This window comes from Roseomonas sp. HF4, assembly GCF_005222755.1.
GTDB lineage: Bacteria > Pseudomonadota > Alphaproteobacteria > Acetobacterales > Acetobacteraceae > Neoroseomonas.
In genome coordinates, this window is the sequence record NZ_STGD01000013.1 from 106,739 (window position 1) to 132,252 (window position 25,514).

Sequence of the window (25,514 nt, forward strand, 5' to 3'; positions counted from 1 at the left end):
GCGAACACCCGATGGCCCCTGGCGCTCCGCAGCACCTCCGCCGCGTTGCGGCTTGCCGAGGATATTGCGGCGCGCGGACCCGCCCGGGGCAGTGCCGCGACCAAACGCAGGCGGTCGGGACACAGGCGGATCGGTCCCGCCTCCGGTCGGGCGCGTTAGGATGCGTCTCTGCGTTTGGCGATGCCGCAGGCCGTCTCGCATACCCGATCATCGGCCGCGTCGCACCAGGCAAGCACCATCACGCGTGAGCGGCGCAAGAACTTCACGCCATTGGGGCGCGGCCCGCCGTCAACATGAGCGTGGGAGCCGGCCCCGATGCCAAAGGGCTCGAAGCTGCTGCCCCGGCGCTGCGCATGAGCCTCGACGTCGAGGACATCTTGCCACGTGTCCGCGTATACGCGAGCGGTGTCCATGCCGACACGATCCGTGTCGACCAGGACTGCCGCCATCGCAGCGGAGGCGGTCATGGGTACCAGTGTCCCGTCCCTCGGTGGGAATGGCTTGTTCACCCTGGCGGCAAGCCTGCCACAAGGTACCGAGAGCGAAGCATCAGTGATGCATGTCGGCGGAGCGACCCGCACAACCGTGCGCGACCCGACGGGCGGCGACGATAGCCAGGTCGCGCTCGAGAGGCGGGCGGTGTGAACGGGCGCCGACCCAGAACCGCGCCTATCCATAGTTTTCCGAGCCTCAGGTGCAGGGCCGGCGGTGCGCATCGATGCCGTGAAACGAAGACGCGTGGGGACCAGGTCGCTGCCGGCCATCGGTCAGCGTCGGGTGCGGCGGCCTGCCTTGCGCTTGACCGGTGCCTTGGAGCGCTTTGCCCTCGGAGTGACGAGAATGGGCTCGGCTGCGGGGATGCCGCCCGTCCCGACATACCGCTGGAGCGTCGCGCCGGCCGCGAGGTGCGGATAGGACTTCGGGCCTTTCGGCCATGTCCTCGCGAAGGCGGCGACTTCCGCGTGATCGTGCCGGCGGATCGTCTGAACGAGCAGGAAGGTCGCCTGGGCCGGCCGCAATCGCTGTTCGCACAGCAGGTGAATGTGCCATTGGCGGGCACGCAAGGGGCACCAGTCCACCAGGGATTCCTGCAGAGCCCGGCGCACCTCGCCCGGCAGTTCCTCATACGCCCGATAGGCATCGCCCTTCAGCTTGCTGTAGGGCCTGGTCGCCGTGCTGTTGTCCATTGCCGGCTTCTACCGAAGCGAAGACTTCGGCGAAACCGTCGTACCAATCGCCCGGTGCCCGGCACGCATGTCGCCCCGCTGGTGACGGCGCGGTTTCGACCTCGGGGCTGTTCGTTGACAATGTCATTGCCTCTCGGCGCGGGGAAGGAAGGCAAACGGGACCCAGGCCGCCCAGCAGAAAGCGCCCCGGCCAGTCGGCAGCCCCGTCGCAACGAAGCCAGGCGAAGGACGCAACCCGCACGGGCCGGTCGACATCCAGGCCGGCATCGACCTGACGATCGAGGCGGAGCAGATCTTGACCGTCGCCGGCGCAAACGGCGCGGGTATGTGGACGCTCGCCACGTGGTGTGCCGCGCGCGGCGTCATCGCGCCGACGATGGAGCAGCGGACACGGCGGGCGCAGGCGATCGCTTCGCGAAGCCGGCGTCCCCGGCGGGGCTGCAGACAGATGACCGTGCGGCGGCGCTCAATCGGGAACCGGCTGTTGGTGCGCATTGACGCCGGGGGGTGGCGCGGTTTCACTCGTGGCGCCACGACACGAGAGAGAGCTGGGCCCCATGACCGGATCGACCGCCAGCCGCCGCGCCACCCTGTCGCTCGGCGGCGCCGGCCTCGTCGCCATCACCACGCGTGACGCCCGCGCGCAGGCCACCCGCGCCATGACCTTCGTCACGCCCTTCTCCTACATCCTGGCCTTCGTGGACGTGCTGCACGCGAAGGGCGGCGGCTACTTCGAACGCGAAGGCCTCGACGTGACGATCGAGCAGGGTCGCGGCTCGGCCATGGCGGTGCAGCAGATCGTCGGCGGTGGCGCGCTGCTCTCCCGCACCGGCGTTGGTGATCATATCCGCGCCTCCTCGCGTCCCGGCGGCAACGAGCTCGTGGCCGTCGGCACGATCAGCCAGGGTTCGCCCTTCTACGTCGTCAGCCCGGCCGGCAAGCCGATCCGCACGCCGGAGGAGATGGCGGGCAAGACGATCGGCGTGCTCTCCGTGGGGGGCGCGACGGAGATCGTGCTCGACGTCATGCTCCAGGCGCGCGGCGTGGATCGCGGGCGCGTCGCGCGACAGGTGGCACCGAACTCCCCGGCTGGGCTGCAACTGGTCGAGCAGGGGCGGATGGACGCCTATATCGTCTCGGCCGGCGTGCCCGTCGCCCTGCGGGCCGCGAACACGCCGCACATCGCCTGGAACACCGACACCGTCGCGCCGATCCCGGGTCAATGCTACATCGCGCGACGATCGACGCTCGAACAGAACTCCGACATGGTTGTGCGCTTCCTGCGCGCGGTGAAGCGCTCGCTCGACGACATGCTGGCGGATGGCGATCTGTCCCGGACGCTGGCCAACCTGCGCGGCTTCGAGATCGCTGAGATGCGCAACGCCACACTCGCGCCGCTGATCCTGCGCAACGAGATGCAGTTCTGGCTGACCGCGGGGCGCGAGAACATCCTTCGCAACGTGCCGGAGCGCTGGCAGCGCGGCTATGAGTTGATGGCGGCCGCCGGATTTGCCCCTGCCGATGGGCGCGCGGACGCGCTCTACACCAACGACCTCGTTGCCCGTGCGCTCGGCTGATGCGCTTCCGGCGTGGGGAGGCTGCGCTGCTGCTCGTGGACCTGCAGCGAGGCTTCCTGCATCCGGAGGGATTCGTCGCCGCGCAGGGCCGCGACGTTTCGGCCTGCACTGAGGCGGCGCGGCATTGCTACGCGCTGGCGCACGCTGCCCGCGCAGTCGGCATGCCCGTGATCTGGACGCGCCACGTGCTGCGGGCGGACCATGCGGATGGAGGGCTGCTCACGACGGAACTGCGGCCCCGCCTCGGCGAGATACGCGCGCTCGCAAAGGGCAGCGCTGACGTGGAGATCCCCGCGGAGGCGGGCGTCGAGCCGGCCGACTTCGTGCTGGACAAGCCGCGCTATTCGGCCTTTTTCGGCACGGTCCTCGACATTGCGCTCGCCGCGCGCGGCATCCGTGCCCTTATGGTGGGCGGCGTCACGACCTCCATGTGCGTCGAGAGCAGCGTGCGCGATGCCGCGCAGCGCGACATCCGCACCTTCGTCGTGCGCGAGGCGGTGGCCGACTTCGACGCGGAGCGGCATGAGGCATCGCTGCGCGCGATGGCGTTCGGCTTCGCCCGCGTCATCGGCGCTAACCACGCAACCGACGCCATGGCATCGGGCGAGGCGCTGTTTCCGCTCGCCTAGAGCCTCGGCAGCCGCATGGCGAGGTCGCGCTTCAGCACCTTGCCGGCGCTGTTGCGGGGCAGGTCGTCCACGACGAAGACCGCGCGCGGCCATTTCGGTCGCGGCAGGCGTGACCGCGCGAAGGCCAGCAGCGCCGCCTGATCGGCAGGCCCCACCAGGCGGACGAAGACCGCGATCTCCTCCCCGAATTCAGGCGACGACCAGCCGACCGCGGCACTTTCCGCGACATCCGGATGCGCGTTCAGCGCAGCCTCGATGTCGGCGGGGTGGATGTTGATGCCGCCGCGGATGATCATGTCCTTGTGCCGACCGCGCAGCGTCACGAAGCCCTCGGCGTTGAGCGAGGCGAGGTCGCCGGGATAGAACCAGCCGTCCCGGAATGCCTCGGCCGAGGCCTCCGGGTCCCGATGGTAGGAGGTCGCGCAGGCCGGCCCGCGATAGCGCAGGAGGCCGGTCTCGCCCGGCGGTAGCGGCTGGTCCGCGGCATCCACCACCTCGACCTCGACGGCGAAGACGGGGCGCCCCACGGTCTCGGCATGTGTCGCGATGTCATCGGGGGTCAGGAGCGAGACGCCGCCGCCTTCGGTCGAGGCGTAGTACTCGAAGAAGCGCGGGCACATGCGATCCCGGATGATGCGGCGCTCCTCCGCCGAGAGCGGCGCCCCGGAGGAGAACAGCAGGTTCAGGCCCCGCAGTGGCACGAGCGCATCGTCGTCGAGTGCCAACAGCCGACGGAACTGCGTCGGCACAAGGAAAAGGCTGGTGGCGCGCTCGGCCGCGACGCATGCGACCAGTTCCTCCGGCGTGCAGGGCGGTGGCTTCAGGATGAGCGTCCCGCCGGAGAAGAGCACCGACATGGCGAAGGTCCGCCCACCGCCGAAATAGAGCGGCGTTGCGCAGACGAACCTGTCGCGCCCGTTGAGGCCGAGGTTGATCCAATGCGTCCGGAACCGTGCCAGGAAATGCCGGTGCGCGATGAGCGGCCCCTTCGGCCGCCCCGTCGTGCCGGATGAGAGCGAGAGCACGAATGGCGCCTCGGCGTCGCTGGCGAAGCGTGCTGCCGCCGCATCAACCGCGGAAGCCTCCCGAGGCGCGGAGCAGCGCAGGCCCGGCAACGGCGGCATGTCCGCCTCCAGCAGCACGAGCGAAGCACCGAAGTGATGCGCGATGTTGCGCTGCTCCTCCACCGTCCAGCGCGCATCCATGGGCAGGATCGCGCGGCCCGACCGCGCCACGGCGTACAGCGCGACGACATGTTCCGCCGTGTCGCGCAGGCAGATCCCCACGGGATCTTCGGCGGGAAGGCCCAGCTCCTGCAGCCAGGCCGCCATGCGGCGGACGCGGCCCGCGAATTCCGCATGCGTCATTCGAAGCGTGCCGTCTATCAGCGCCGGATGCGTCGGTCGCGCACGCGCGTGGATGTCGAGTGCATCGGCCAGGTTCATGCGCCGGTGCCGTCCAGCTTGTAGATGCGCAGGGCGTTGGTCCGCCGGAACTTCTCGCGCACCGCTTCCGACAAGCCGAGCGCATCGATCTCCGCCATGGTGCGGCCGAAGTCCAGCACCGGGAAGTCGGTGCCGAAGATCACCTTGTCCTGCCCGTAGCTGCGGATGTAGCGGACGAAGGAGTCCGGCCAGTATCTTGGGCTGTGCGCGTCGGAGCCGATGAACACGTTGGCGTGCTTCCAGGCCATTGCGATCATCTCGTCGGTCCAGGGAATGCCGACGTGGATGCCGATGAGCTTGAGCTCGGGGAAGTCGCAGGCGACGGCATCGAGCGCGATCGGGCGCCCGACCGAACGCAGCGGATAGGATGGATCATAGACCATCGACTGCCCGACCTGGAGCTGTACCGGCACGTCGAGCTCGGTGCATTTCGCGTAGAACGGGTACCATCTCGCATGGTCGGGCGGCAGCTCGAACCAGTGCGGATAGAAATGCGCGCCGATGAAGCCGTATTCCGTCACGGCACGTGCGAATTCGCGCACGCCGCGCATGCCCTCCGTAGGGTCGACGCCCGCGATGCCGAAGAAGCGGTCGGGATGCGCCTGCACGGCATCCGCCACGAGGCGGTAGTCCACGTGGTAGCAGGCCGGATGACCCAGCCGGCCGACCTTGGCGGCGATCAGGAACGCCTTGTCGATCCCGGCGTTGTCCATCCGCGCGAGCATGTCCTTGAGGCTCATGCCCTCGAAAATCTCGCGCTTGACGCGCATCTTGCCGGTGTAGAAGCCGGTGCGGTCCGGGCGCCCGGCGAGTGCCTCCGGCGTCCAGATGTTCACCACCGCGTCGATCGCACCCTTGCCGGTCACGGCTTTCCCTCCGCCATCAGGCCAAGCTCGCGCGCGACGGTGTCGCGCAGGATCTCGTTCGTGCCTTCCCCGAAGGTGTAAAGGCGCGAATCCCGCCACAGTCGCTGCATGTCGCCTTCGGCCGAGTATCCCGCACTGGCCAGGATCTGCATGCCCGCATCCGCGACGTCGCGCAGCGTCTCCGTCGCCACGATCTTGGCCTGCGCCGCCTCGCGTCGGCATGGCACGCCTGCGGCGATGAGCGCCGCGAGGTGCTGCACCTGCAGGTGCGAGAGATCCACCCGCATCCGCATGTCCGCGAGACGATGGGCGATGGCCTGGAAGCGCCCGACCGGTCGGCCGAACTGCACGCGGTGCCGCGCATGGGACAGCGCAATGTCGAATGCCGCCTCGGCTGCGCCCGTCACCGTCGCGGCCATCGATGCGCGCGAGTAGTGCAGGGTCGCCATCAGCTGCGCGAAGCCGCGGCCCTCCGTGCCGAGCAGAGCATCCGCGCCCACCTCCACCTCCTCAAGACCGATGTCGAAGCAGGGCATGCAGTTGTTGCCGATCTTCGGCAGTTCCGTCATGGCGATGCCGGGGGCATCGGTCGGTACCAGGAACAGGGAGATGCCGTGACGGCCCTCTCGCTCCGGCCCGGTGTGGGCGGGCAGGATCAGCCACCGCGCTCCGCGCGCGTCGCTGATCCAGGTCTTGCGCCCGCTGATCCGCCAGCCGCCGGCGGAGCGCCGGGCGCGGGTCGTGATTGCGGCGGCGTCGCTGCCCGCCTGTGGTTCGGTCAGGGCGAGCGCACAGAAGGCCTCGCCGGCCATCAGCGGAGGCAGCAGCAGGCGGCGCTGCGCCGCGCTGCCATAAGCGAGCGCCGACATCAGCCCGAAGCCGACGACGCGGTTGAAGATCGAGGCGACCATGTAGGCATGCCGGCCGAGCCGTTCCTGGACCAGTGCCACCGTGGGCCAGCCCGCGCCGAGGCCGCCCTCCGCTTCCGGCACGGCTAGGGCAAGGAGGCCGGCGCGCCCCATCTCGGGCAGCAGGTCGTAGGGTGGTACGTGCCCCGCGTCGCGGCGTCGGATCTCGGCGGGCTGCAGCCGGCGCGCGAGGAAGGCATCGACGCTTTCGAGGATCTGGCGCGCCTCCGCTGTCGGCTCCTGCACCGTCATACCCTCAGGCGTGCCGAGGCGTGCCATGGCACCAGCGCCCGGCGCAGCGCGCCGATCGCGAAATAGAAGAGGAAACCCAGCATCGACATGTGGATCAGCACGGCGAACATCTGGTCGGTCTCGAAGGCATTCAGCCGCGCGATCAGCAGGTGGCCGAGGCCGGAATTGCCGCCGAGGTATTCACCGACGACCGAGCCGATGATTGCGAGCACGATGCCGATCTCCAGCCCCGTGATGATGTAGGGCAGCGCCGAGGGGAATTCGAGCCGGCGGAACACCTGCCAGCGCGTCGCGTTCAGCGACATCATGACGTCGCGGTGGCCCTCCTCGATCGATTTCACGCCGAGCGCTGTGTTGGTCAGGATCGGGAAGAACGCCAGCACCGCCGCGACGATCACCTTGGAGGTGATGCCGAACCCGAACCACAGGACGAAGAGCGGCACCAGCGCCACCTTCGGGATCACCTGCGTCGCCACGATGAAGGGATTGAGCGTGAGTTCGAGCCAGCGCAGCCGCGCGATCAGCACGCCGAGGCCGACCCCGATGACGGTGGCGTAGGCGAAGCCGGAAAGCGTCGCGTAGACCGTCATCCAGGTGTGGTGCCAGGCGCGTGGGTCGTCCAGCATCTCCAGCCAGGCGCGCCACACTGCGCCGGGCCGCGGCAGGATCAGCGGCGAGATGCCGCCGATGTGTATGTACGCCTCCCAGAGGCCGATCAGCATTCCGAGCAGGATGGGCGTCGTGATCCACGGCAGCGCCGCTTCGATCGTGAGGCGGCGCCGGCCGAGCGTGGCGGGTGGCGTCTCGGTGGGCCCGTCCATGTTCAGCCTCCGTCCTGCGCCATGTCGTTCAGGCGGTGGCGCAGCCGAAGAACGATCGCCTGGAATTCCGCGCTCGACTGCAGGTCGGGCGCGCGTGGCCGCGCGAAGGGCACCTCGAGGGCCATGTCCACGCGCCCTGGCCGCGGGGACAGCAGCAGGATCCGGTCCCCGAGGAAAACCGCCTCGGCTATCGAGTGCGTGACGAGGACCACGGTCTTGCGCGTCTCGAGCCAGATGCGTTGCAATTCCAGGTTCATCGCCTCCCGCGTCATGGCGTCGAGCGCACCGAAGGGCTCGTCCATCAGCAGGATGCGCGGATCGTAGGAGAGCGCACGGGCGATCGCCGCCCGCTGGCGCATTCCGCCTGACAACTCTCGCGGCCAGCGCGCCTCGAAGCCCTGGATGCCGACGAGCCGCGTGAGCGCCCGCGCGCGCGCCAGCCGCTCGGCGGCCGGCACGCCCTTGAGCTCGAGCGGCAAGGCGATGTTCTGTTCGACCGAGAGCCAGGGGAACAGGTTAGCATCCTGGAAAACCATGCCGAGCTCGGCCAGCGTCTGCGCCTGGCGCTGCCCGTTGTGCCAGAGGTCGCGCCCCTCGACCGCGATCTCGCCCGAGGTCGGAGCCACGAGGCCGCCGATCATGCGCAGCATCGTCGTCTTTCCGCAGCCGGAGGGCCCGAGGAGGACGAGGAACTCGCCCTCCGACACCGTGAGGTCGGTCGCGGCCAACGCATGCACCGGCGCATCGCGCGTGCTGAACCACTTCTCGACGGCGCGGAAGACGACGGCGGGGTGCGCAGGCTCGACCATGCATGCTCCCGGTGACGCGGTGGCGATGATCGCGCGCACCCAGGGAGCTGTCCACCCGAGGCGCGTCGCAGCGTGATCCTCGGCGCGGCCACAGTCGCGCGCCTGCCGGGGCGGCTCCGTTCAGCCTACCCCAGCGCGCTCAGTTCCGTGCTCGCGTCGCCGCTCCTTCGCGCCGGTTGATGTGGCCGCCGCCGCCGGCGTCGAGAACCGACCCGGTGACGTGCGCTGCCTCGTCCGAGCAAAGCCACATCACCACGCGGGCGAATTCTGCCGGCGGCCCCATGCTGCCGAGCAGCGACCGCGCCCGGATGGCTTCGGCATAGCCCGTTGGCATCGTGACCTCTGCGCTGCCTTCCGCGAAGCCGGGCCGCGCGCTGTTCACCCGTACGCCACGCGGCCCGAGTTCCAGCGCGAAGGCGCGCGTCAGGTACTCGAGCGCGACCTTCGACGCGCCATAGGGCACGCCGTTCCCGCGCACCACCTCGGCGGCGGCGGAAGTGACATTGACGATCGCGCCGCGCCCCGCCTCGGCCATGGCGCCCCCGATGCCCTGCATGAGCCGGAAAGGCGCGCGCGCATTCACGCCGAGTATGCGGTCGTATTGCGCGGGGGTTACCTCCATCAGCGGGATGAACGGATAGATGCCGGCGTTGTTCACCAGCACATCCGGCGCGCCTCCAACGCAGGCTGCCGCGACCAGCCCGTCTATGCCGCCATCCGCGGTCAGGTCGGCGGGATGCAGCGCCACCCGTGCTGCCGGCAGCCCCGCCGTCGCGGCGGCGAGGCGCCCGGCATCGTAATCCGTCAGCAGCAGCGTCGCGCCCTCGGCTGCGAAGCCCGCTGAGAGCGCTGCGCCATAGACGCCGGCCGCGCCGGTGACGACCACCTTCTTGCCCGCGAAGCGATCTGCCATGTCGTTACCCCTCACGCGATCTGCGGAAACGCAGCGTGGAGCGCCGCCACGGCACGCCGCACCTCCGTCCCGTCGCCACGGCAATCCCGATCCTCTGCAACGGCAGCGAAGATTTGCCGCTTCGCGAAATGCCGCCAATGCACGGGTATGCGCGCCAGCGCCTCGGTCAGCGCGTCGTAGTTCGCCGCGGTCCAGGCGGCCTCGTAGGCATCGCGTTCGGGCCCGGCGTCGAAACCACGTGCCGGCTGGGCAGCCATGGCCGCGCGCCGCGCCGCCGTGGCCGCCTCGTCGCCCGGCACCACGCCGTAGTCGCGTGCGGCGGCCACGGCGCTGATCTTACCCGCATCGAGGTCATCCAACACCGCCTTGACCGGCCGGCGCCACGGCGGCCCCCAGCCCGCGGCGCCGGAACAGACGATGCGGACGACATCACCCGGGTCGAGCGTCACGACATCGGTATTGCCGAGGTTCTGCGCGCGCTCCGTGCCCGGGTTGCGCCAGAACTCCGACGGCGCGCCCGCCCGCCCGCCCGCCACGCCCCAGGCGCGGAAGCGCGATCGGTCGCGGTTGCGCGCCGTCACCACCGTGCCCGGCGCCTGGACGCGGAATTCCAGCACCGTCGCGAGCCCTCCGCGGTGCAGTCCCGCACCGCCCGAATCCGGCTCGAGGCCGTAGCGCAGGATGCGCACCGGCACCTCGGCCTCGTTGATCTCGACCGGCGTGTTCTTGAGGAAGCCGCTGTTGGCGCCCGAGCCGTCCGCGCCGTCACCGAAGGGCGACCCGCCCGCGCCGCCCGTGATCGGGTCGATCGCCGCCATGACGCGCCGCCCCGTGCGGTTGTCGGTCGTGTTCACGTTGGTCATCGGTCCGCCGCTCGCGGGCCCCGCCGGCAGCCGGTCCGGCAGCGCGCGCTGGAAGGCGCCCATAACCACGCCCTGGAGCCGCATGCAGGTCATGGATCGCATGCCGACTGCGGCGGGGAAGGCCGGGTTCAGCACCGTCCCTTCCGGCACGATGCAGGTTGCCGGCCGGATCAGCCCGCCGTTCAGCAGCACGGTCGGGTCGAGCGTGTAGAGGACGTAGTTCCACCCCACCATCAGCAGGATGTGCCGCGGATTGCCCCCGGTCGGCATGTTCAGCGATGACGCGAGCTGCGGGTCCGACCCCGTGAAGTCGAGTTCCGCCTCCTCTCCGCGGATGCGCATCGTCAGGTGCAGCCGGCAGGGCAGCCCGTCCGGCGCGTCCTCGTCGAGGTAGTCCGTGAACGCGTAGTCGCCGTCCGGGATCTGCCCGATCACGCGCCGCGCCTGGCGCTCGCCGAGGTCGAGCAGTCCTGCGATGCCGGCGCGGAAGGTCTCGATGCCGAAGCGGCGGATCATCTCGTGGACCTTGCGCTCGCCCGTCGCCACGGCGGCAAGTTGCGCCTTCAGGTCGCCCCAGTTCTGCGTTGGCGCGCGCACATTCGTCAGCATCACGTCGAGCAGCCGCTGGTCCAGCACGCCACGGTCGACCAGCTTGCAGGGCGGGAAGCGTATGCCTTCCTGATGAACCTCGGTCAGCGCGCGGGACAGCGAGGCCGGCACCGCGCCGCCCACATCCGTGTTGTGGATGTGCCCGACCGCGAAACAGACCAGCTCCCCCTCCCAGAAGATCGGCTTCCAGAGGTGGATGTCGGGGGAATGCGTGCAGACGAAGCCGCTGTAGGGGTCGTTCGTCATGCACACGTCGCCTTCGTCGTATTCGGCGATCGCGCGTATGACGGGGCCGTAGTCCAGTCCGACGAACCAGGTCGCGCCGAGTTCGCGCGGGCTGGCGAAGGTTTGCCCGTCGGGCGTGGTGAGACCGGTTGTGAAGTCCTCGGTCTCCTTCACGAAGGTGGAATGCGCAGTACGGAACAGGGTGAAGGCCATGCTCTCGGCCGCAGCCTGCGCATGGTTGGCGAGGATCTGCAGGGTGACGGGGTCGATGTTCATGCGACGACCCCCAGCCGCAGGTTCCCGAAACGGTCCACCTCGCCTGCCAACCCGGGCGGGATGCAACTCGTCGTATCCTCCTGCGCCACGACGCAGGGCCCGGCGATGCGGTGGCCGTGCCGCAGCGCGTCGCGCCGGAACAGCGGCGCGCGGTGCTGCACACCGTCGCAGAAGACGGTCACCTCTCCTGCGGGCGCGGGACCGACCGCGGCGCGGTCCTGCTCGGGGAAGTGCGGCGCCGACACGCGGCCGGCGATGACCATGCGCACCGCGATGACCTGGATCGGCGCATCCCGGTCGGCATGGCCGTAGATGCGCTCGTGCTCAGCGTGGAAGGCGCCGGCGAGGGCGTGGACATCACCCGCCGCGAGCCATTCGGACTTCAGCGCGACCTCGATCTCGAAGGACTGGCCGCGATACCGCATGTCCGCCGACGGCATGAGCCGCGCATCGCCGGCGAAGCCCTGCTCATCGGACAGCCAGCGCCGCGCTTCCGCCGCGAGCCGATCGAAGCTCGCCTGCAGCCTGGGCAGAGCCTCTGCGTCGAGATCGGCATAGACGGTCTCGAGAAGGTCGTTGCGGATCTCGGCGATCAGCCCGCCGAGTGCGGAGAGAACGCCCGGCGCCGTCGGGATCAGAATCTCCCGCATGCCGAGTTCGCGCGCGAGAAAGGCGCCGAGCATCGGTCCCGCCCCTCCGAAGGGCAGCAGGCAGAAATCGCGCGCATCCACGCCCTGCCGCGCCGCGAGCTTGCTCACCTCCCGGTACATGCCGCTGACCGCGACGCGGATGATCGCTTCCGCCGCCGCCTCGCGCGATCGGCCGAGCGAGGCCGCGACCTCGTCCACGGCCTGCTCCGCCAGGTCGCGCCGCACCGTCACGCTGCCGTAGCCGAGTTCTCCGTACCCGATCCAGCCGAGCACGCACATCGCATCCGTGATCGTCGCGCGCGTGCCGCCGCGCCCGTAGCAGGCCGGTCCCGGCGTCGAGCCTGCGCTCTCGGGCCCCACCGTCAGCCGTCCGAGCGCATCCACGGTTGCGAGCGACCCGCCGCCATCCCCGATCGAGGAAACCGCCACCGTCGGGATGTAGACGGGAAAGTCGCCCACCTGCTCCCCGTTGCCGTATCCCGGAGCGCCATCCACGATGACCGCGACATCGGCGCTGGTGCCCCCGATGTCGAGGCTCATGGCGCGGGCCACGCCAGCCTGTCGCGCCACGAAGGCCGCGCCAATCGCGCCCGCCGCGGTGCCGGAGAGCAGCATCTCGACGCACCGCGTCTTGCCGAGCTCCGCCCGCATCACGCCGCCATTGGACTTGGTCACCATTGCCTCGGCCGCAACGCCGGCCTGCTGCAGCGCCACCTGCAGGGAACCGAGGTAATGCGCCACGGGCGGCTGCGCATGACCATGCACGCAGGCGGTCACGGTCCGCTCATACTCCCGGATGATGGGCCAGACATCCGCCGAGCAATAGACCGGCAGGTCCGGCCGCCGCGCCGCGATGATGGCCCTTGCCGCGTGCTCGTGCGCCGGGTTGCGCCAGGCATGCAGCAGCGCGAGCACGATCCCCTCGGCCCCGAGCGCCTCCGCCCGCAGCAGCGCGGCCTCGACGCTCGCGACATCGAGCGGCTCCGCCTCCGTCCCGTCCGCGAGCATCCGCCCACGCACTTCCAGGACCCGTTCGCGCGTCACCAAGGGATCGGGCCGGCGAGAGTAGAGATGGTAGGGGTCTGGTACCTTCAGCCGCGCCACCTCCAGGACGTCGCGGAACTTCTCGGTGACGAGAAGCGCCAGTCGGATCCCCTTGCGCTGGATGACGGCATTGACGCCAATCGTCGTGCCATGGGTGAACCAGGCGATCTCGCCGGGCACGATGCCGAAGCGCCGCTGCACGGCCTCGAGCCCCGCAATCACCTCCGCCCCCGGGCGGTCCGGCGTGGTGAGGACCTTCAGCGTGAAGAGCGCTCCGGTCGCCTCGTCCAGTACGCAGAAATCGGCGAAGGTGCCACCGATATCGACGCCGACGCGATAGGACATGCGCCTCAGATCTCCCACTGGAACCCGTCGATGGTGAAGGCCTGTCCGGTGATGAAGAAGGGCTCCGCCGTCGCGAGGAAGGCGACGAGCTGCGCCACGTCCGACGGCGTGCCGAGCCGGTTCAGAACAATTTTCTTCGCGAGCTCCGGACCACGCGATTTCGTCAGCGAGTTCCCGACCTCCGTCTCGATGATCCCGGGGCAGACGGCGTTGATCGCGATGGTCGGGCCGAGTTCCTTCGCGAGGGCCCGTGTCATGCCGATGATCCCGGCCTTCGCCGCCGCATAGGAGAATTTCGACACGGCGCTCGTGACGCCCCCGGTATGCGCATTCAGCGACGACATGGACACGATCCGCCCGCCGTCGCCCGCGAGCATGACCGGCGCGACCGCCTGGATATAGTTGAAGCAGGACTTCAGGTTTACCGCGATGGTACGGTCGAAGGCCTCTTCCGTGATCTCCAGGATGCCGGACGGATTGCCGCGGCCCGCATTGTTCACCAGGACATCTATGCGCCCGAACCGCGCGACCACCGCGGCGACGACCGCCTTCGCGCGGGCGTGTTCGGCGACGTCCGCCTCCTCGCCCATGGCATGACGGCCGATCGCCTCGATCTCGGCGATCGTGCGTGCCGTCTCCGCCGGCAACATGTCCACCAGGGCAATGTCGAAGCCGCGCCGCGCCAACTCGAGAGCGCAGCCGCGCCCGATCCCGCGCGCTCCGCCAGTGACGATGGCTACCTTCCCGCTCATGCCTCAGCCTCCTGCACCTTCAACGTCCTGCGCCGCAGCGAGCAACTCCCGAGCCAGCGGCATGCCGATCTCCCGCTCGCCGCGTTCCACCATGCCGATCAGCACGACGAGCCGCTCCAGCACCGGCGTTGCGATGCCGTGCCGGCACGCCGCGGCCCGGACCGGCGCGAGTTGGGCCGCGGAATCCGTCGGCCGCTTGCGGACCGCGAGGTCGCGCCAGACCCCGCTCCGCGGCTTCGCCGTGCTGCGGTTGAAGGCCACCATTGCTGCGATGGAGGCGTCGATCGCGGTCATGTCGCCAGCCGCGAATGCATCCGGTTCGTATCCGTTGAACCCGATCGGCCGCACCTTCTCCGCGGCCGCCACCGCCATCACTTCGCCGATCAGCGCAAGATGCAGAGGGCGCAACTCCGGCGCCTCGATGAAGTCGGCGATCGTCTCGTTCGTCAGCGCGCTCGCCTTCAGCAACGCGCCGTAGCCGGTCTTGCCCCAGAGATAGGCGAAGATGTTCTCTGCCAGCACCGCATCCGCGTCGAAATCCTGCATCAGCCGATGGATCGCGGTGATGCGCGCGCTCTTCGCGCCATCAAGCTCGCCAACCACCACCGCGCCCCGATTGGCGTAGAGGATGTCCCCGGGCCCGTGCCAGTCCGCGCCGAAATTCACGAAGGCGCCGATCACGCGCTGCCGTCCCAGGGTCTCGGCCAACACAAGCTCGTTGAGCCCATTCTGCGCCGAGAGCACCCAGCCGTCATGGGCAAGATGCGGCGCGATCTGTCGCGCCGCGGCCTCCGTCTGGTGGGCCTTCACCGCCAGGATCACACGGCGGAAGCTGCCCTGCAGCGTCGCGGGCGTGAATGCCGGCCCGCCCGTGGCGAACTCGGCCACCGGACCTCGGATCGCGAGCCGCCCTGCCGCGATCGCCGCGACATGCTCCTCCACGAGGTCCACGAAGGTCACGGCGTGGCCGGCACGGCGGAGGAACGCGCCGATCGTTCCTCCGATCGCCCCCGCGCCCCAGATCAGGATCGGACCGTCGTGCATGCTGCCTCGGATCTGTGCAGGCCCGGACGCTAGGCGCGCGATCGTCGGACGACAACCCGCCGCGCCGACTTGACGACCATGCGCGATGGTCGTCAGCATTCTTCCGCAGGGTTGCCTCAGTCGGGCGTCTCGCCCGAAAGCACAAGGGAGACCGAGCGATGCGCGAGCACGACAGGGATGCCATGCCGACGACCCTCGGCCGACGCAGCGCCTTGAAGGCTGCTGTGGCTGCCGGCGCGCTCAGTTCGCTGGGTCTGCCCGGGGAAGCCCGGGCGCAGCGCGGCGGGGGACGCATTGTCTTCGCAAACGGCAGCGCCTTTGACACGATGGATCCGCATGCGACCTTCGATGTCGGCCGTGTCGCCTACCGCCTCAACCTCTACGACGGCCTGATGCGCTGGCTCGGCAATCCGCCCAGGCTCGAGCCGTGGCTGGCTGAGAGCTTCACCGTCACCAATGACGGCAGACGCTATACCTTCAGGCTGCGGCAGGGCATCAAGTTTCACGACGGCACCGACCTGACGGCCGAGGACGTCGTCTATTCGATGGAACGGATCCTCGCGGTGAAGAAGGGGGCCTATCCGCTCTTCGCGACGCTGATCGATCCGGGCACGACGAAGGCCGCGGACCGCGTGACCGTCGAGTTCAACCTGAAGTCGGCCTCGGCGATCTTCGCGGCCACCACCCACGACATCTACGTCGTGAACAGCGCCCTGTTGCGGCGGAACGAGCGCAATGGCGACTGGGGCCAGGATTGGATCGCCCGCAACGACGCGGGCTCCGGATCCTATATCCTGCGCCGCTTTGACCCCGCCCGTGGCTTCCTCGCGCAGCGCTTCGACCAGCATTTCCTTGGTCCGGCAGGTCTGCAGGAGATCGACTTCCGCTATGTGGCCGAGGTGAACAGCCGCGTCCTGGGCCTGATCCGAGGCGACTTCCAGGGCACCGACCCCTACATGCCGCAGGACCAGATCACTCGCCTGCAGGGCGACGCAAACATGAACGTGATGGAGGCGGAGTCGACGCGGCTCTTCTACGCCACCATGCACAACCAGCGCCCGCCCTTCACGGATGCGAACTTCCGCAAGGCAGTCTGCCATTGCTTCGATTATGAGGGCTGGATCAACAACATCCTCTCCGGTTCGGTGGTGCGCAACGCGCACGTCATCCCTAACCCGATGTGGGGCGCGCCGCGCGACGTCGCCGGCTATAACTTCGACATCGACAAGGCGAAGTGGTACCTGCAGCGCGTCCAGGCGCCGATGCGCGAGATCGTCGTTGCGGGGATGATCGGCTACGAACAGTCGATGCAGGCCGCGGCGCTGCTGCAGAATGGCCTTACACGTGCCGGCATCCAGAGCCGCCTGGTCAACGAGCCGTGGCCGGTCGTGTCGAACAAGATGCGCGACCCCGAGCAGATGTACGACATGCTGTTCCTTTGGCGCAGCACCTACTACGCCGACCCGCACAACTGGGCGGGCGAGCTTCTGGCGTCCGAACGCCACCGCGGCGGCAACGCGAGTTACTACTCGAACCCCGAGGTGGACAGGCTGCTCGCCCAGGCGCTCGCCACCGCGGACCAGGCGCAGCGCGCGCCGCTCTACGAACGTGTCGCCCGCATAACGAGCGAGGACGCCGCGGCGCTCTTCGTCCACAACACGAAGTGGTACGGGCCCTTCCGGAAGAACGTACAGGGCGTGCGCTTCTGCCCGATCGGCGACGGGCAGGAGATGCGGTGGCTGAGCCTGACCTGATCCATCCCCGCCGGCCTGGGGGCGAGGGACCGTGAAGACGCTCGTGCTCATGCTGAACCGACTCGTGTGGTTCGCGCCCACGCTGCTCGGACTGCTCGCGATTGTCTTCTTCATCTCTCACGTCATCCCGGCCGACCCGGCGGCCTTCGTCGCGGGGGAGAACGCGACGCCGGAGACGATCGCGGCCATCCGCGCGCGCCTCGGCCTCGACCAGCCGTTGCACGTGCAGTTCTGGCGCTATCTCGAATCGATCGTTCAAGGGGAGATGGGACGGAGCATCTACACCGGCCGCCCCGTCGCCGAAGACCTGATGAGCCGCCTTCCGGCTACGCTCGAGCTCACTCTCGTCACGGTCGTGTTCGCGACGCTGTTGGGCGTGCCGCTCGGCGTGGTCGCGGCACTGCGGCGTAACTCCTGGCTCGACCACGCGCTGCGTGTGATCACCATCGCCGGCCTCGCCATTGCGAGCTTCTGGTTCGCCATCCTGCTCCAACTCACCTTCTCGATGCGCCTCGGCATTACGCCGCTGCATGGGCGCATCGAGGGCTGGGGGCCCGAGCAGATCACGGGCTTCTACATCGTCGATGCGCTCATTCTGCAGGACATGGAGATCCTGCTTGACGCTCTGCGTCACCTGATCCTGCCCGTCATCACGCTCGCGGTCCCTGCCACCGCGACCATCGTTCGCTTTACCCGCGCCGGTGTGCTGAACGCGCTGCAGTCGAATTACGTTCTCTACGAGACCGCGATGGGCTACCCGCGCCGCCTGGTCATCTGGAAGTACGTTCTCAGGAACGCGCTGATCGGCACGGTCACGCAGATCGGCTTGATCTTCGGCATCCTGCTCGCCGGTGCCGTGGTGGTGGAGGCGGTGTTCGACTGGCCGGGCCTTGGCACATTCGCGGTCAACTCCATCCTCTCCTCGGACTACAACGCGGTGATGGGGTTCACGGTCATCGTGGGCGCGATGTTCATTGTGGTGAACCTCGTGGTCGATATCCTGCACGGCATGATCGACCCGCGGGAGACGCGCTGATGCTTCGCATTCTCCGCAAGCTGGCCGAGGATCGCGCCGCGTTGCTCGGCCTCCTCCTGATCGTGGCACTGGTGATTGCCGCGATTCTCGCGCCGCTGCTCTCGACCCATCCCGCCGACGTCGCCGAGTTCCACACCGCCCGGCGGCTGACGGGTCCGAATCCCGAGAACTGGCTCGGCACCGACCGGATGGGCAGCGATATCTATTCCCGGCTGCTTTTCGGCGCGCGTATCACCATCACCATCGCCGTCACCGCAATCACGGTCGCGGTCATCATCGGCGTGCCGATCGGCCTCGTTGCCGGCTACTATGAAGGCCTCGGCAGCGATCTTCTGATGCGTCTGTCCGACATCTTCCTCGCCGTACCGCAGATCGTCCTCGCCATCGCCATCGCGCAGACGCTCGGCCCGTCCATCGAGAACGTCATCCTGGCACTCTCGGCCACCTACTGGCCCTTCTGGGCGCGCCTCGTCTTCGCCGAGACACGCTCGATGAAGAACGAACCCTTCGTCGAGGCGGCAATCGCGCTCGGCTGCTCGCCCTGGCGGGTGATGGTGCTCCACATCCTGCCTTCCATCTCCTCATCCATCATCGTGCGCACCACCATCGGCATGGGCGGCACGATCCTGACGGCGGCGACGCTCGGCTTCCTCGGCCTGGGGCCGCCGCCCCCGACGCCGGAATGGGGCCGCACCATCGCGGAATCGCGGGAATTCCTGCCGATGGCCTGGTGGTATGCGGCCTTCCCGGGTCTCGCCATCTTCCTGGTCGTGATGGGTTTCAACCTGCTGGGAGACGGGCTTCGCGACGTGCTCGACCCGCGCCTGCGACGGGCGGCGCGGCATGACAAGTGAGCTGATCGCTGTCCGGGGCCTTCGCATATCCTTCGCCTCGGATGCCGGTATCGCTCGCGTGCTGGACGGCGTGGATCTCACGATCAACCGCGGCGAGATCATGGGCCTGATCGGCGAATCCGGGTGCGGCAAGACGACCCTTGCGCGCGCCATCCTTGGCATCCTGCCGCGCAACGCCTCGCGCATCGATGGCGGCGATATCCGGTTCGAAGGCCGTGCCTTGCTCGACCTCGACGAGGCCACACTTGCCGCCGAGATCCGTGGCCGTCGGATCGCCTACATCCCTCAGGATCCCTTCACCGCCTTCAACCCGGTCTTTACGATCGGCACCCAGATCGCGGACCTGATGCGTTTCAAGTCGCCGCTGCTGCGCGAAGGCGGCCTCTCGGCGCGGGAACGTCGCCGTGCGGACCATGCGCGCGTGATCGACCTGCTCCGCCAGGTACAGCTTCCCGACCCCGAGGGGGTCCTCCGAAAATACCCGCACGAGGTATCCGGCGGTCAGCGCCAGCGCCTGATGATCGCCATGGCCCTGCTGCCCGAGCCGCGGCTCGTCATCGCCGACGAGCCGACGACCGCGCTCGATGTCACGGTGCAGGCGCAGATCCTGAAGCTCCTGAAGACGCTTGCGCGTGACCGTGGTGTCGCTGTGCTTTTCACCACCCACGACCTGGGGACCGCTTACGAGATCTGCGACCGCATCACGGTCATGTATGCAGGCCAGGAGGCCGAGGAGGCGCCTGTGGCCTCCTTTTTCGACCGCCCCTCCCACCCCTACACGCGCAAGCTGCTCGACAGCCTGCCATCCTCGGAGAACGGCATCCGGGGCATCCCCGGCGAGATCCCGCGCCTGGTTGACCCGCCCCCCGGCTGCCGTTTCCACCCGCGGTGCGACCGTGCCTCGGAAGTATGCCGCAGCAGTCGTCCGCCCTCCACCCCGGTCGCCGAGGCGCACACGGTGCGCTGCCACCATCCGCTCGGAGACGTGACGTGAGCGAGGGCCCGATCCTCTCGGTCGAGGCGCTGCACAAGTACTTCCCTGTGCGCAACGTCTGGAAGCGGCGCGTCGGCTGGCTCCGGGCAGTGGACGGCGTCTCCTTTGACGTCCGACGTGGCGAGATCCTCGGCGTCGTCGGGGAATCCGGCTGTGGCAAGTCCACCCTCGGCAAGACGCTCATGGGCATCCAGGCCGCGACATCCGGTCGCGTCGTTTTCGAAGGCCACGACATTGCGGGGCTCAAGCCGCACCAGTCGCGCAAGTACCGGGAACACCTGCAGTACTGCTACCAGGACCCCGGCGCCTCGCTCGACCCGCGCTGGACCATCCGTGCCTCCCTGCATGAACCGCTGGTCGTGCACACGACCCTGCCCGCAGCCGAGCGCGAGGCGCGCGTGAGGGAGATCCTGGCGGCGGTCGGCCTGCCCGAGACGCATCTCGATCTCTACCCGCACGAGATCAGCGGCGGGCAGCAGCGTCGCGTCGGCCTCGCTCGCATCCTCACGCTCAAGCCGTCCGTCGTCATCCTCGATGAACCGACATCGGGCCTCGACGTCTCGGTCCAGGCGACGATCCTCAACCTCTTCCTCGATCTGCAACGGGCATTCGGCCTGACCTATCTCTTCATCTCGCATGACCTGTCCGTCGTCAGGCTCGTCTGTGATCGGGTCGCGGTGATGTATCTCGGCCGAATCGTCGAGATCGGCGAGACGGAGCAGATTTTCTCCGCCCCGCGTCATCCGTACACGCAGTCTCTGCTCGCCGCGATCCCGCGGATCGGCGGTGCGCGGGTCACCGACAGCTTCGCGCTCGAGGGCGAGCCGCCGAGCCCCACCAACCTTCCCTCCGGCTGCCGCTTCCGCACGCGCTGTCCGCGCGCGTCCACGATCTGCGCAAGCGAGGACCCGGCGCTCACCGGCGATGTCGCGCAGCACCAGGCAGCCTGCCATTTTCCGGACTGACGGCATCGCGGCACTTCACGCTACGCCGCCCGCATCGTGACTCTGGCCGATCCGCGACGGACAGGACGCTCCAAGTCCCGAGAGGCCGGAGAGATGGCGGGTGACCCTGACTACTAGAGTAACACCCGGCGTACACGGGGCTGACTCATGGTCTCGAGGCGACGCGGTCGATTGTTTTTGATCGGTGGGCATGGCTCGTGCGAACGGACCATGCAGGCGCTGATGCTTCGGGAAAACGTGCCGCCGGGTGAGCTTCGGCGGCTGGCGAAGACCGAGAACGACCCGCGTGTGGCGCGGGGCCTGCTGGCGATCGCGGCGGCGCTGGCGGGCATGAGCCGGGAGGCGGCGGCGCGCATCGCGGACGCATAGGGCTGCACCTCCAAGTATTCGCCCACGGTGACAGCCACCACGGCGGACCCGAAGCTGTAGTCGGCGTCGGTGCAGCCGAAGGCGGCCTTGAAATCGCCCCAGCCGACGAAGGCGGCGCCGTTTTTGTAGATGCGCGCCCCGTGATTGGCGCTACGCCCAGGCCGGCGCAGCCGTGCCCAGAGCCGCACCTTGGTGACGCCGACCGGCACCGTGAGACGGGTGGGGAGCGACCCGCTCCAGAACTCGTCCGTGTCATGGGTCGCTTCGGTTAAGGGCGCGGCGGTCGGCGTGGTCGTGATGGAGAGGGTGGTGGCCCGCCGCACCAGCGCGCCTTTGACCGCCAGCATGACGCGCGAGAGGATGCCGCTGCCGAGTGGTCGCCAGGCAGCGCCTTCGAATGACAGCAGGTCGCCGTTCAGGAACGGCCCGACCATATCGGCGAGGTCACCAAGCGTGGCGGCACCACCGACGCCGTGGCAGTTCGTCCCGGCGTCCTGCACCAGCACGATGGCGCCGTTGCCGACGCTGACAGTCGCCCCCGTTGCGCAGCCCACGGTAATCTCGAAGGCGCCGCCAGTGCTGTTCTGGATGGCGATGCGGCTGGCCTTCGCGGGAAGGGTCACCTTGCGCAAGGCGGCGTTGCCGCCGGTCAGGGTCGCGACGCAGCAGCATTTGTCGCCCCGCCCGCCGGCCGCCTACGCTGGATCCCCGTATCCCCCGCCGCCCGGCGTGGCGATGGTCACCACATCGCCGTCCCGCAGCGTGAAGGGGCTGTTCTTGATGTCGACGGCGGTCGCATTGATGGCGACCATGCCACACGCCCCCGCCGCCCCGCCCAGCAGCCCAGCCGCCGCCGCCCGCGTGCGCTCGGCGTTGAACCCGATGATGTAGGGGCCGCCTGCTAGCAGCAGATGTGCCTGTTCCAGTCCATCCCCGCCGCGGCCGCGCCCCGCGCCACCCGATCCGCGCCGGATGCGTCGGTGCAGGACCCGGATCGGCGCCTGCTGCTCGATCACCTCGACCGGTGTCGAGGAGACGTTGGACGGCCAGGACAGCGCCGCGGCGCCATCGCCATGCGCGCCCGCCCCCATGCCGCCGTTGAAGAAGGTCTTGAGCGCGAAGCGGGAGCCGTCCTCGCGCTGGCCGCGCAACAGGAACGACCAGATCGGACTGCCGGTCGGCGCGATCACCTTCCCGGGGATTGCCGCGGCAAGTGCGCGCAGGACAAGCGCCGGCAGGTAATGCCCGACCAGCGCGCGGTTGCCGCCGGAGAAGGGCCAGGCATGGTTAACGATCGACCCCTCCGGCGCGATCAGGCGAATGGCGCGCTGCGACCCCGCATTGTTCGGGCTTTCGGGATCGAGGACGCATTTCAGGGCATAGGCCGTGAAAGCGAAGGTGTAGCACCACGCGACGTTGAGGGCGGCCGGAATCTGCGCAGAACTGCCGGTGTAGTCCACGGTCACGGCATCCGGCGAGATGGTCACGCGCGCCTTCAACCGGATCGGCACGCCGTCCATGCCGTCGGTTTCCTCCTCCGCGTCCCAACTGCCGTGCGGCAGGCCCGCGAGTGCCGCGCGCACCGCCGCATCGGTACGCCCGCAGCTCGCCGCGGCGAAGGCGTCGAGGTCGTCCAGCGCCCAATCCTCCAGCAGCGTCAAGACGCGCCGCCGGACCAGGTGCAACGCGGCCATCTGGCCATGCAGGTCGCCCAGCACTTCCTCTGGCGCGCGCACGTTCTTGGCGAGCAGGGCCAGGATGGCATCGTCGAGCACGCCCTGCCGGGCCAGTTTCAGCGGCGGGATCTGGAAGCCTTCCTCGTGCACGTCGGCGATGCGCTGCGCGCCGCTGCGCCCGCCGATGTCGGGCGCATGCGCCGTGCTGGCCGCGAAGGCGACAAGCCGCCCGCGATGGAAGATCGGCATGGCCAGGGAGATGTCGGCCAGGTGCCCCGTGCCCCACCACGGATCATTTGTGATCAGGATGTCGCCCTCGGCGATACCCGCGCCGAACACTGCGCGGAAATGCTCGACGGTGCGGGGCAGGCTGCCGATGAAGCTCGGGATCGACTTGTGCCCCTGCGCCAGCAGCGTGCCCGCGGCATCGGTGATCACGACCGAGAAATCATCTGATTCCCGCACGACGGTCGAGAAGGCGCTGCGGACCAGCGCGGCCGAGGCTTCGTCGACCACACCGATCAGGCGCCGCCAGAGCACCTCGGTGCGGACGGCGTCGAAAGCGTTGCCCGCATTCGCCTCCTGCGCCAGCGCCAGGCACGCCATGCCAAGCGCCGCCGGCGAGGCGACATCGCCCGGACCGAGGACCAGTGTCGAGCCCGCCTGCGCGAGCAGCGCAGGCCCCGCGACCTCGCCCGCGGCGACACCCCAGCCGAGCGCGCGCGCCCGCGCCACGCGGCCATCGTCGAGCACGATGTCGCGCATCGTCTCACCGGTCCGCGGCACGGCTTCATCGAGCAGCAGCGGCGCCTGCGCATCTACCAGCGGCAGCGATGCGACGACGCGCAGGGCGACCAGTTCCGCCGCCGCCCAGTCGATGGTGCGGCTGAAGATGCGCGCATAGGCGGCGCGGAAGGCGGCGAGCAGATCCTCGGTGTCGTCGTAGGGGCCGGCGGGCAGCGCGACCTCGATCTCGAAACCCTGGCCGAGGTAGCGCATGTCGGCGCTGCGGGTGAGCGTGGCCCCCGCCATCGGCAGCCCGGCCGAGCCCATCGCGTCCTGCTCCAGCGCAAGGAAGGCGGCCTCGATCTCTGCGCCCGCCATCCCGGCGAGCGGCCGGCCGAGGAAGCGCGACCGGTCCACGCGCAGCGGCGCGAGACACAGCCCGATCGCCGAGGCGACGCCCGCGGCCGGCGGGCAGAGCACTGTCCGGATGCCGAGCTTGCGCGCGACCTCCGCGCCGTGCAGCGGGCCGCCGCCACCGGTGACGACGAGCGCGAGCCGATCCGGCTCGATCCCGCGCTCCGCCGCGTGGACGCGCGCAGCGGACGCCATGTTCTCATTCGCCAGGTCGCGGATGCCGAGCGCGGTGCGCGTGGCATCGAGCCCGAGGCTCTCACCCAGACGTTCCAGGGCGGAGGTTGCCGCGGCGGGCGCAAGCCGCAGGGTGCCGCCGGCGAAGCCTTCCGGATCCAGCAGCCCGAGGGCGAGGTTGGCATCGGTCAGGGTCGGCTCCGTCCCGCCCCGCCCGTAGCAGGCCGGCCCAGGTTCCGACCCCGCGCTGCGCGGCCCGACCTTGAGCAGGCCGAGCCCGTCGCGCCGCGCGATCGAGCCGCCGCCAGCGCCGATCTCGATCAGGTCCACGCTGGCGAGGCAGAGCGGCAGGCCGCTTTCCGGCACGAAGCGTCGTTCCCGCGCGGCCTCGAAGCGCCGCGCGATGAGCGGCGCGCCGCCCTCCACGACGCAGAGCTTGGCCGTGGTGCCGCCGAGGTCGAGGGCCAGCACATCCGCGATGCCCGCCTGTCCGGCGAACCATGCGGCAGCGAGGGCGCCGGCGGCCGGCCCCGATTCCAGCAGCGCGATCGGCTGCCGCCGCGCGACCTCGATCGGCGCGAGGCCACCCGAGGAGAGCATCAGCAGGACCGGTGCGGCGATGCCGCAGTCCTCGGCGATGCAGCGGCCGAATGCGCCGAGGTAGCGATCCGCCAGCGGCGCGATGAAGGCGTTGGCGACCGTGGTCGAGAAGCGTTCGAACTCGCGGATCTCGTTCGCGACCTGGTAGGAGGCGCAGAGCGCCAGGTCCGGGAAGGCCTGCGCGAGTGCGCGCATCGCCGCCTGCTCGTTGGCGGCGTTGACGATGCTGTTGAGGAAGCCGAGCGCGATACTGTCGCAGCCCATCGCGCGCAGCCGCATGGCGACGGCCACGACGTCATCGGGGGAGACGGCTTCGAGGATGCTGCCGCGCGCGTCGATGCGTTCCGCCACCTCAAGACGGCGTTCGGCTGGGACCAGCGGTTCCGGCATGCGGATCGCGAGGTCGTAGAGCTCGAATTTCCGTTCGCGCCGCAATTCCAGGGTGTCGGCGAAGCCGGCGGTGGTGATGAAGCCGACCCGGGCACCTTGCCGCTGTACCAACGCATTGGTGAACAGCGTCGTAGCGTGCACGACGCGCAGCACCCGTGCGCGGTCGAGCCCCTGCGATGCGAAAAGCGATTGGATGCCCTCGATGACGGCGAGGTTCGGATCGCCGGGCGTCGTCAGCACCTTGGTGGACACGACGCGCCGGCTGGCGGTGTCGAGCGCCACGATGTCGGTGAAGGTGCCGCCGATATCGACCCCGAGTACAACGCCGTCCCGCATGGGCTTCCCTT

At 69.3% G+C, this 25,514-nt stretch carries 21 protein-coding genes; 7 read left to right on the forward strand and 14 right to left on the reverse strand.

Going from position 1 to position 25,514, the window contains the following annotated elements; translation table 11 throughout:
- Positions 1 to 155 precede the first annotated feature (155 nt).
- A complete protein-coding gene (locus E8M80_RS18930; RefSeq protein WP_137127280.1) occupies positions 156 to 467 on the reverse strand; it encodes a hypothetical protein in 312 nt (103 codons plus the stop codon).
- A gap of 300 nt (positions 468 to 767) precedes the next feature.
- Positions 768 to 1,187, reverse strand: a complete 420-nt coding sequence (locus tag E8M80_RS18935) for a hypothetical protein (RefSeq protein WP_137127281.1) — start codon at positions 1,185 to 1,187, stop codon at positions 768 to 770.
- A gap of 557 nt (positions 1,188 to 1,744) precedes the next feature.
- Between E8M80_RS18935 and E8M80_RS18940 the strand changes: the two genes are divergently transcribed.
- The gene (locus E8M80_RS18940; protein ID WP_137127282.1) at positions 1,745 to 2,764 is read left to right on the forward strand and encodes an ABC transporter substrate-binding protein; all 1,020 of its coding nucleotides are present in this window, start codon (positions 1,745 to 1,747) and stop codon (positions 2,762 to 2,764) included.
- Positions 2,764 to 3,393, forward strand: coding sequence for a cysteine hydrolase family protein (locus tag E8M80_RS18945; protein WP_137127283.1), 630 nt, complete (start codon positions 2,764 to 2,766; stop codon positions 3,391 to 3,393). The genes E8M80_RS18940 and E8M80_RS18945 overlap by 1 nt, the downstream gene beginning before the upstream one ends.
- On the opposite strand, the gene E8M80_RS18950 is transcribed toward E8M80_RS18945, so the two are convergent.
- The 10 genes from E8M80_RS18950 to E8M80_RS18995 all read right to left on the reverse strand — a co-directional run bounded on the left by E8M80_RS18950 (position 3,390) and on the right by E8M80_RS18995 (position 15,215).
- Complete coding sequence (locus E8M80_RS18950) at positions 3,390 to 4,838, reverse strand: class I adenylate-forming enzyme family protein (RefSeq protein ID WP_137127284.1); 1,449 nt, start codon at positions 4,836 to 4,838, stop codon at positions 3,390 to 3,392. The two genes, E8M80_RS18945 and E8M80_RS18950, sit on opposite strands and share 4 nt — an antisense overlap.
- Positions 4,835 to 5,704, reverse strand: a complete 870-nt coding sequence (locus E8M80_RS18955; RefSeq protein WP_137127285.1) for an amidohydrolase family protein — start codon at positions 5,702 to 5,704, stop codon at positions 4,835 to 4,837. Before E8M80_RS18955 ends, E8M80_RS18950 begins: the two co-directional genes overlap by 4 nt.
- The gene (locus tag E8M80_RS18960) at positions 5,701 to 6,891 is read right to left on the reverse strand and encodes an acyl-CoA dehydrogenase family protein (RefSeq protein WP_137127286.1); all 1,191 of its coding nucleotides are present in this window, start codon (positions 6,889 to 6,891) and stop codon (positions 5,701 to 5,703) included. Before E8M80_RS18960 ends, E8M80_RS18955 begins: the two co-directional genes overlap by 4 nt.
- On the reverse strand, positions 6,861 to 7,685 hold the full coding sequence (locus tag E8M80_RS18965) for an ABC transporter permease (RefSeq protein WP_137127287.1): 825 nt from the start codon (positions 7,683 to 7,685) through the stop codon (positions 6,861 to 6,863). Before E8M80_RS18965 ends, E8M80_RS18960 begins: the two co-directional genes overlap by 31 nt.
- Before the next feature lie 2 nt (positions 7,686 to 7,687).
- Positions 7,688 to 8,494, reverse strand: coding sequence for an ABC transporter ATP-binding protein (locus tag E8M80_RS18970; protein WP_137127288.1), 807 nt, complete (start codon positions 8,492 to 8,494; stop codon positions 7,688 to 7,690).
- Between the two features lie 139 nt (positions 8,495 to 8,633).
- On the reverse strand, positions 8,634 to 9,407 hold the full coding sequence (locus tag E8M80_RS18975; protein WP_137127289.1) for an SDR family NAD(P)-dependent oxidoreductase: 774 nt from the start codon (positions 9,405 to 9,407) through the stop codon (positions 8,634 to 8,636).
- 11 nt (positions 9,408 to 9,418) lie between these two features.
- Entirely contained in the window at positions 9,419 to 11,380 is a 1,962-nt protein-coding gene (locus E8M80_RS18980; RefSeq protein WP_137127290.1) for a hydantoinase B/oxoprolinase family protein, read from the reverse strand.
- A complete protein-coding gene (locus tag E8M80_RS18985; protein ID WP_137127291.1) occupies positions 11,377 to 13,419 on the reverse strand; it encodes a hydantoinase/oxoprolinase family protein in 2,043 nt (680 codons plus the stop codon). Before E8M80_RS18985 ends, E8M80_RS18980 begins: the two co-directional genes overlap by 4 nt.
- Positions 13,420 to 13,424: 5 nt before the next feature.
- Positions 13,425 to 14,171: an SDR family NAD(P)-dependent oxidoreductase gene (locus E8M80_RS18990; RefSeq protein WP_137127292.1), complete on the reverse strand. Its 747-nt coding sequence runs from the start codon at positions 14,169 to 14,171 to the stop codon at positions 13,425 to 13,427.
- 3 nt (positions 14,172 to 14,174) lie between these two features.
- On the reverse strand, positions 14,175 to 15,215 hold the full coding sequence (locus E8M80_RS18995; RefSeq protein ID WP_137127293.1) for a ketopantoate reductase family protein: 1,041 nt from the start codon (positions 15,213 to 15,215) through the stop codon (positions 14,175 to 14,177).
- A gap of 158 nt (positions 15,216 to 15,373) precedes the next feature.
- On the opposite strand from E8M80_RS18995, the gene E8M80_RS19000 reads away from it, so the two are divergent.
- The 5 genes from E8M80_RS19000 to E8M80_RS19020 are packed head-to-tail and all read left to right on the forward strand — an operon-like array spanning position 15,374 to position 20,818.
- A complete protein-coding gene (locus E8M80_RS19000) occupies positions 15,374 to 16,969 on the forward strand; it encodes an ABC transporter substrate-binding protein (protein WP_137127294.1) in 1,596 nt (531 codons plus the stop codon).
- Between the two features lie 31 nt (positions 16,970 to 17,000).
- Positions 17,001 to 18,005 carry an ABC transporter permease gene (locus E8M80_RS19005; protein WP_137127295.1) on the forward strand — a complete coding sequence of 335 codons (1,005 nt, stop codon included), beginning with the start codon at positions 17,001 to 17,003 and terminating at the stop codon, positions 18,003 to 18,005.
- The gene (locus E8M80_RS19010; RefSeq protein WP_137127296.1) at positions 18,005 to 18,859 is read left to right on the forward strand and encodes an ABC transporter permease; all 855 of its coding nucleotides are present in this window, start codon (positions 18,005 to 18,007) and stop codon (positions 18,857 to 18,859) included. The genes E8M80_RS19005 and E8M80_RS19010 overlap by 1 nt, the downstream gene beginning before the upstream one ends.
- A gap of 58 nt (positions 18,860 to 18,917) precedes the next feature.
- Positions 18,918 to 19,853, forward strand: a complete 936-nt coding sequence (locus E8M80_RS19015; protein WP_240790122.1) for an ABC transporter ATP-binding protein — start codon at positions 18,918 to 18,920, stop codon at positions 19,851 to 19,853.
- A complete protein-coding gene (locus tag E8M80_RS19020) occupies positions 19,850 to 20,818 on the forward strand; it encodes an ABC transporter ATP-binding protein (RefSeq protein WP_240790123.1) in 969 nt (322 codons plus the stop codon). The genes E8M80_RS19015 and E8M80_RS19020 overlap by 4 nt, the downstream gene beginning before the upstream one ends.
- A gap of 113 nt (positions 20,819 to 20,931) precedes the next feature.
- Here the strand turns inward: E8M80_RS19020 and E8M80_RS19025 are convergent, their stop codons facing one another.
- Together E8M80_RS19025 and E8M80_RS19030 are read right to left on the reverse strand one after the other, a co-directional pair.
- The gene (locus E8M80_RS19025) at positions 20,932 to 21,819 is read right to left on the reverse strand and encodes a hypothetical protein (protein ID WP_137127299.1); all 888 of its coding nucleotides are present in this window, start codon (positions 21,817 to 21,819) and stop codon (positions 20,932 to 20,934) included.
- 63 nt (positions 21,820 to 21,882) lie between these two features.
- Positions 21,883 to 25,503, reverse strand: a complete 3,621-nt coding sequence (locus E8M80_RS19030; protein ID WP_137127300.1) for a hydantoinase B/oxoprolinase family protein — start codon at positions 25,501 to 25,503, stop codon at positions 21,883 to 21,885.
- Positions 25,504 to 25,514 lie beyond the last annotated feature (11 nt).

What these genes read in the sequence shown, in the direction of transcription:
- E8M80_RS18980 (WP_137127290.1), bottom strand. Translation starts at nt 11,380, where the DNA reads ATGAACATCGACCCCGTCACCCTGCAGATCCTCGCCAACCATGCGCAG.
- E8M80_RS18970 (WP_137127288.1), bottom strand. Translation starts at nt 8,494, where the DNA reads ATGGTCGAGCCTGCGCACCCCGCCGTCGTCTTCCGCGCCGTCGAGAAG.
- E8M80_RS18990 (WP_137127292.1), bottom strand. Translation starts at nt 14,171, where the DNA reads ATGAGCGGGAAGGTAGCCATCGTCACTGGCGGAGCGCGCGGGATCGGG.
- E8M80_RS18975 (WP_137127289.1), bottom strand. Translation starts at nt 9,407, where the DNA reads ATGGCAGATCGCTTCGCGGGCAAGAAGGTGGTCGTCACCGGCGCGGCC.
- E8M80_RS18995 (WP_137127293.1), bottom strand. Translation starts at nt 15,215, where the DNA reads ATGCACGACGGTCCGATCCTGATCTGGGGCGCGGGGGCGATCGGAGGA.
- E8M80_RS19030 (WP_137127300.1), bottom strand. Translation starts at nt 25,503, where the DNA reads ATGCGGGACGGCGTTGTACTCGGGGTCGATATCGGCGGCACCTTCACC.
- E8M80_RS19000 (WP_137127294.1), top strand. Translation starts at nt 15,374, where the DNA reads ATGCGCGAGCACGACAGGGATGCCATGCCGACGACCCTCGGCCGACGC.
- E8M80_RS18985 (WP_137127291.1), bottom strand. Translation starts at nt 13,419, where the DNA reads ATGTCCTATCGCGTCGGCGTCGATATCGGTGGCACCTTCGCCGATTTC.
- E8M80_RS18965 (WP_137127287.1), bottom strand. Translation starts at nt 7,685, where the DNA reads ATGGACGGGCCCACCGAGACGCCACCCGCCACGCTCGGCCGGCGCCGC.
- E8M80_RS18950 (WP_137127284.1), bottom strand. Translation starts at nt 4,838, where the DNA reads ATGAACCTGGCCGATGCACTCGACATCCACGCGCGTGCGCGACCGACG.
- E8M80_RS18935 (WP_137127281.1), bottom strand. Translation starts at nt 1,187, where the DNA reads ATGGACAACAGCACGGCGACCAGGCCCTACAGCAAGCTGAAGGGCGAT.
- E8M80_RS19010 (WP_137127296.1), top strand. Translation starts at nt 18,005, where the DNA reads ATGCTTCGCATTCTCCGCAAGCTGGCCGAGGATCGCGCCGCGTTGCTC.
- E8M80_RS18945 (WP_137127283.1), top strand. Translation starts at nt 2,764, where the DNA reads ATGCGCTTCCGGCGTGGGGAGGCTGCGCTGCTGCTCGTGGACCTGCAG.
- E8M80_RS18930 (WP_137127280.1), bottom strand. Translation starts at nt 467, where the DNA reads ATGACCGCCTCCGCTGCGATGGCGGCAGTCCTGGTCGACACGGATCGT.
- E8M80_RS18940 (WP_137127282.1), top strand. Translation starts at nt 1,745, where the DNA reads ATGACCGGATCGACCGCCAGCCGCCGCGCCACCCTGTCGCTCGGCGGC.
- E8M80_RS18960 (WP_137127286.1), bottom strand. Translation starts at nt 6,891, where the DNA reads ATGGCACGCCTCGGCACGCCTGAGGGTATGACGGTGCAGGAGCCGACA.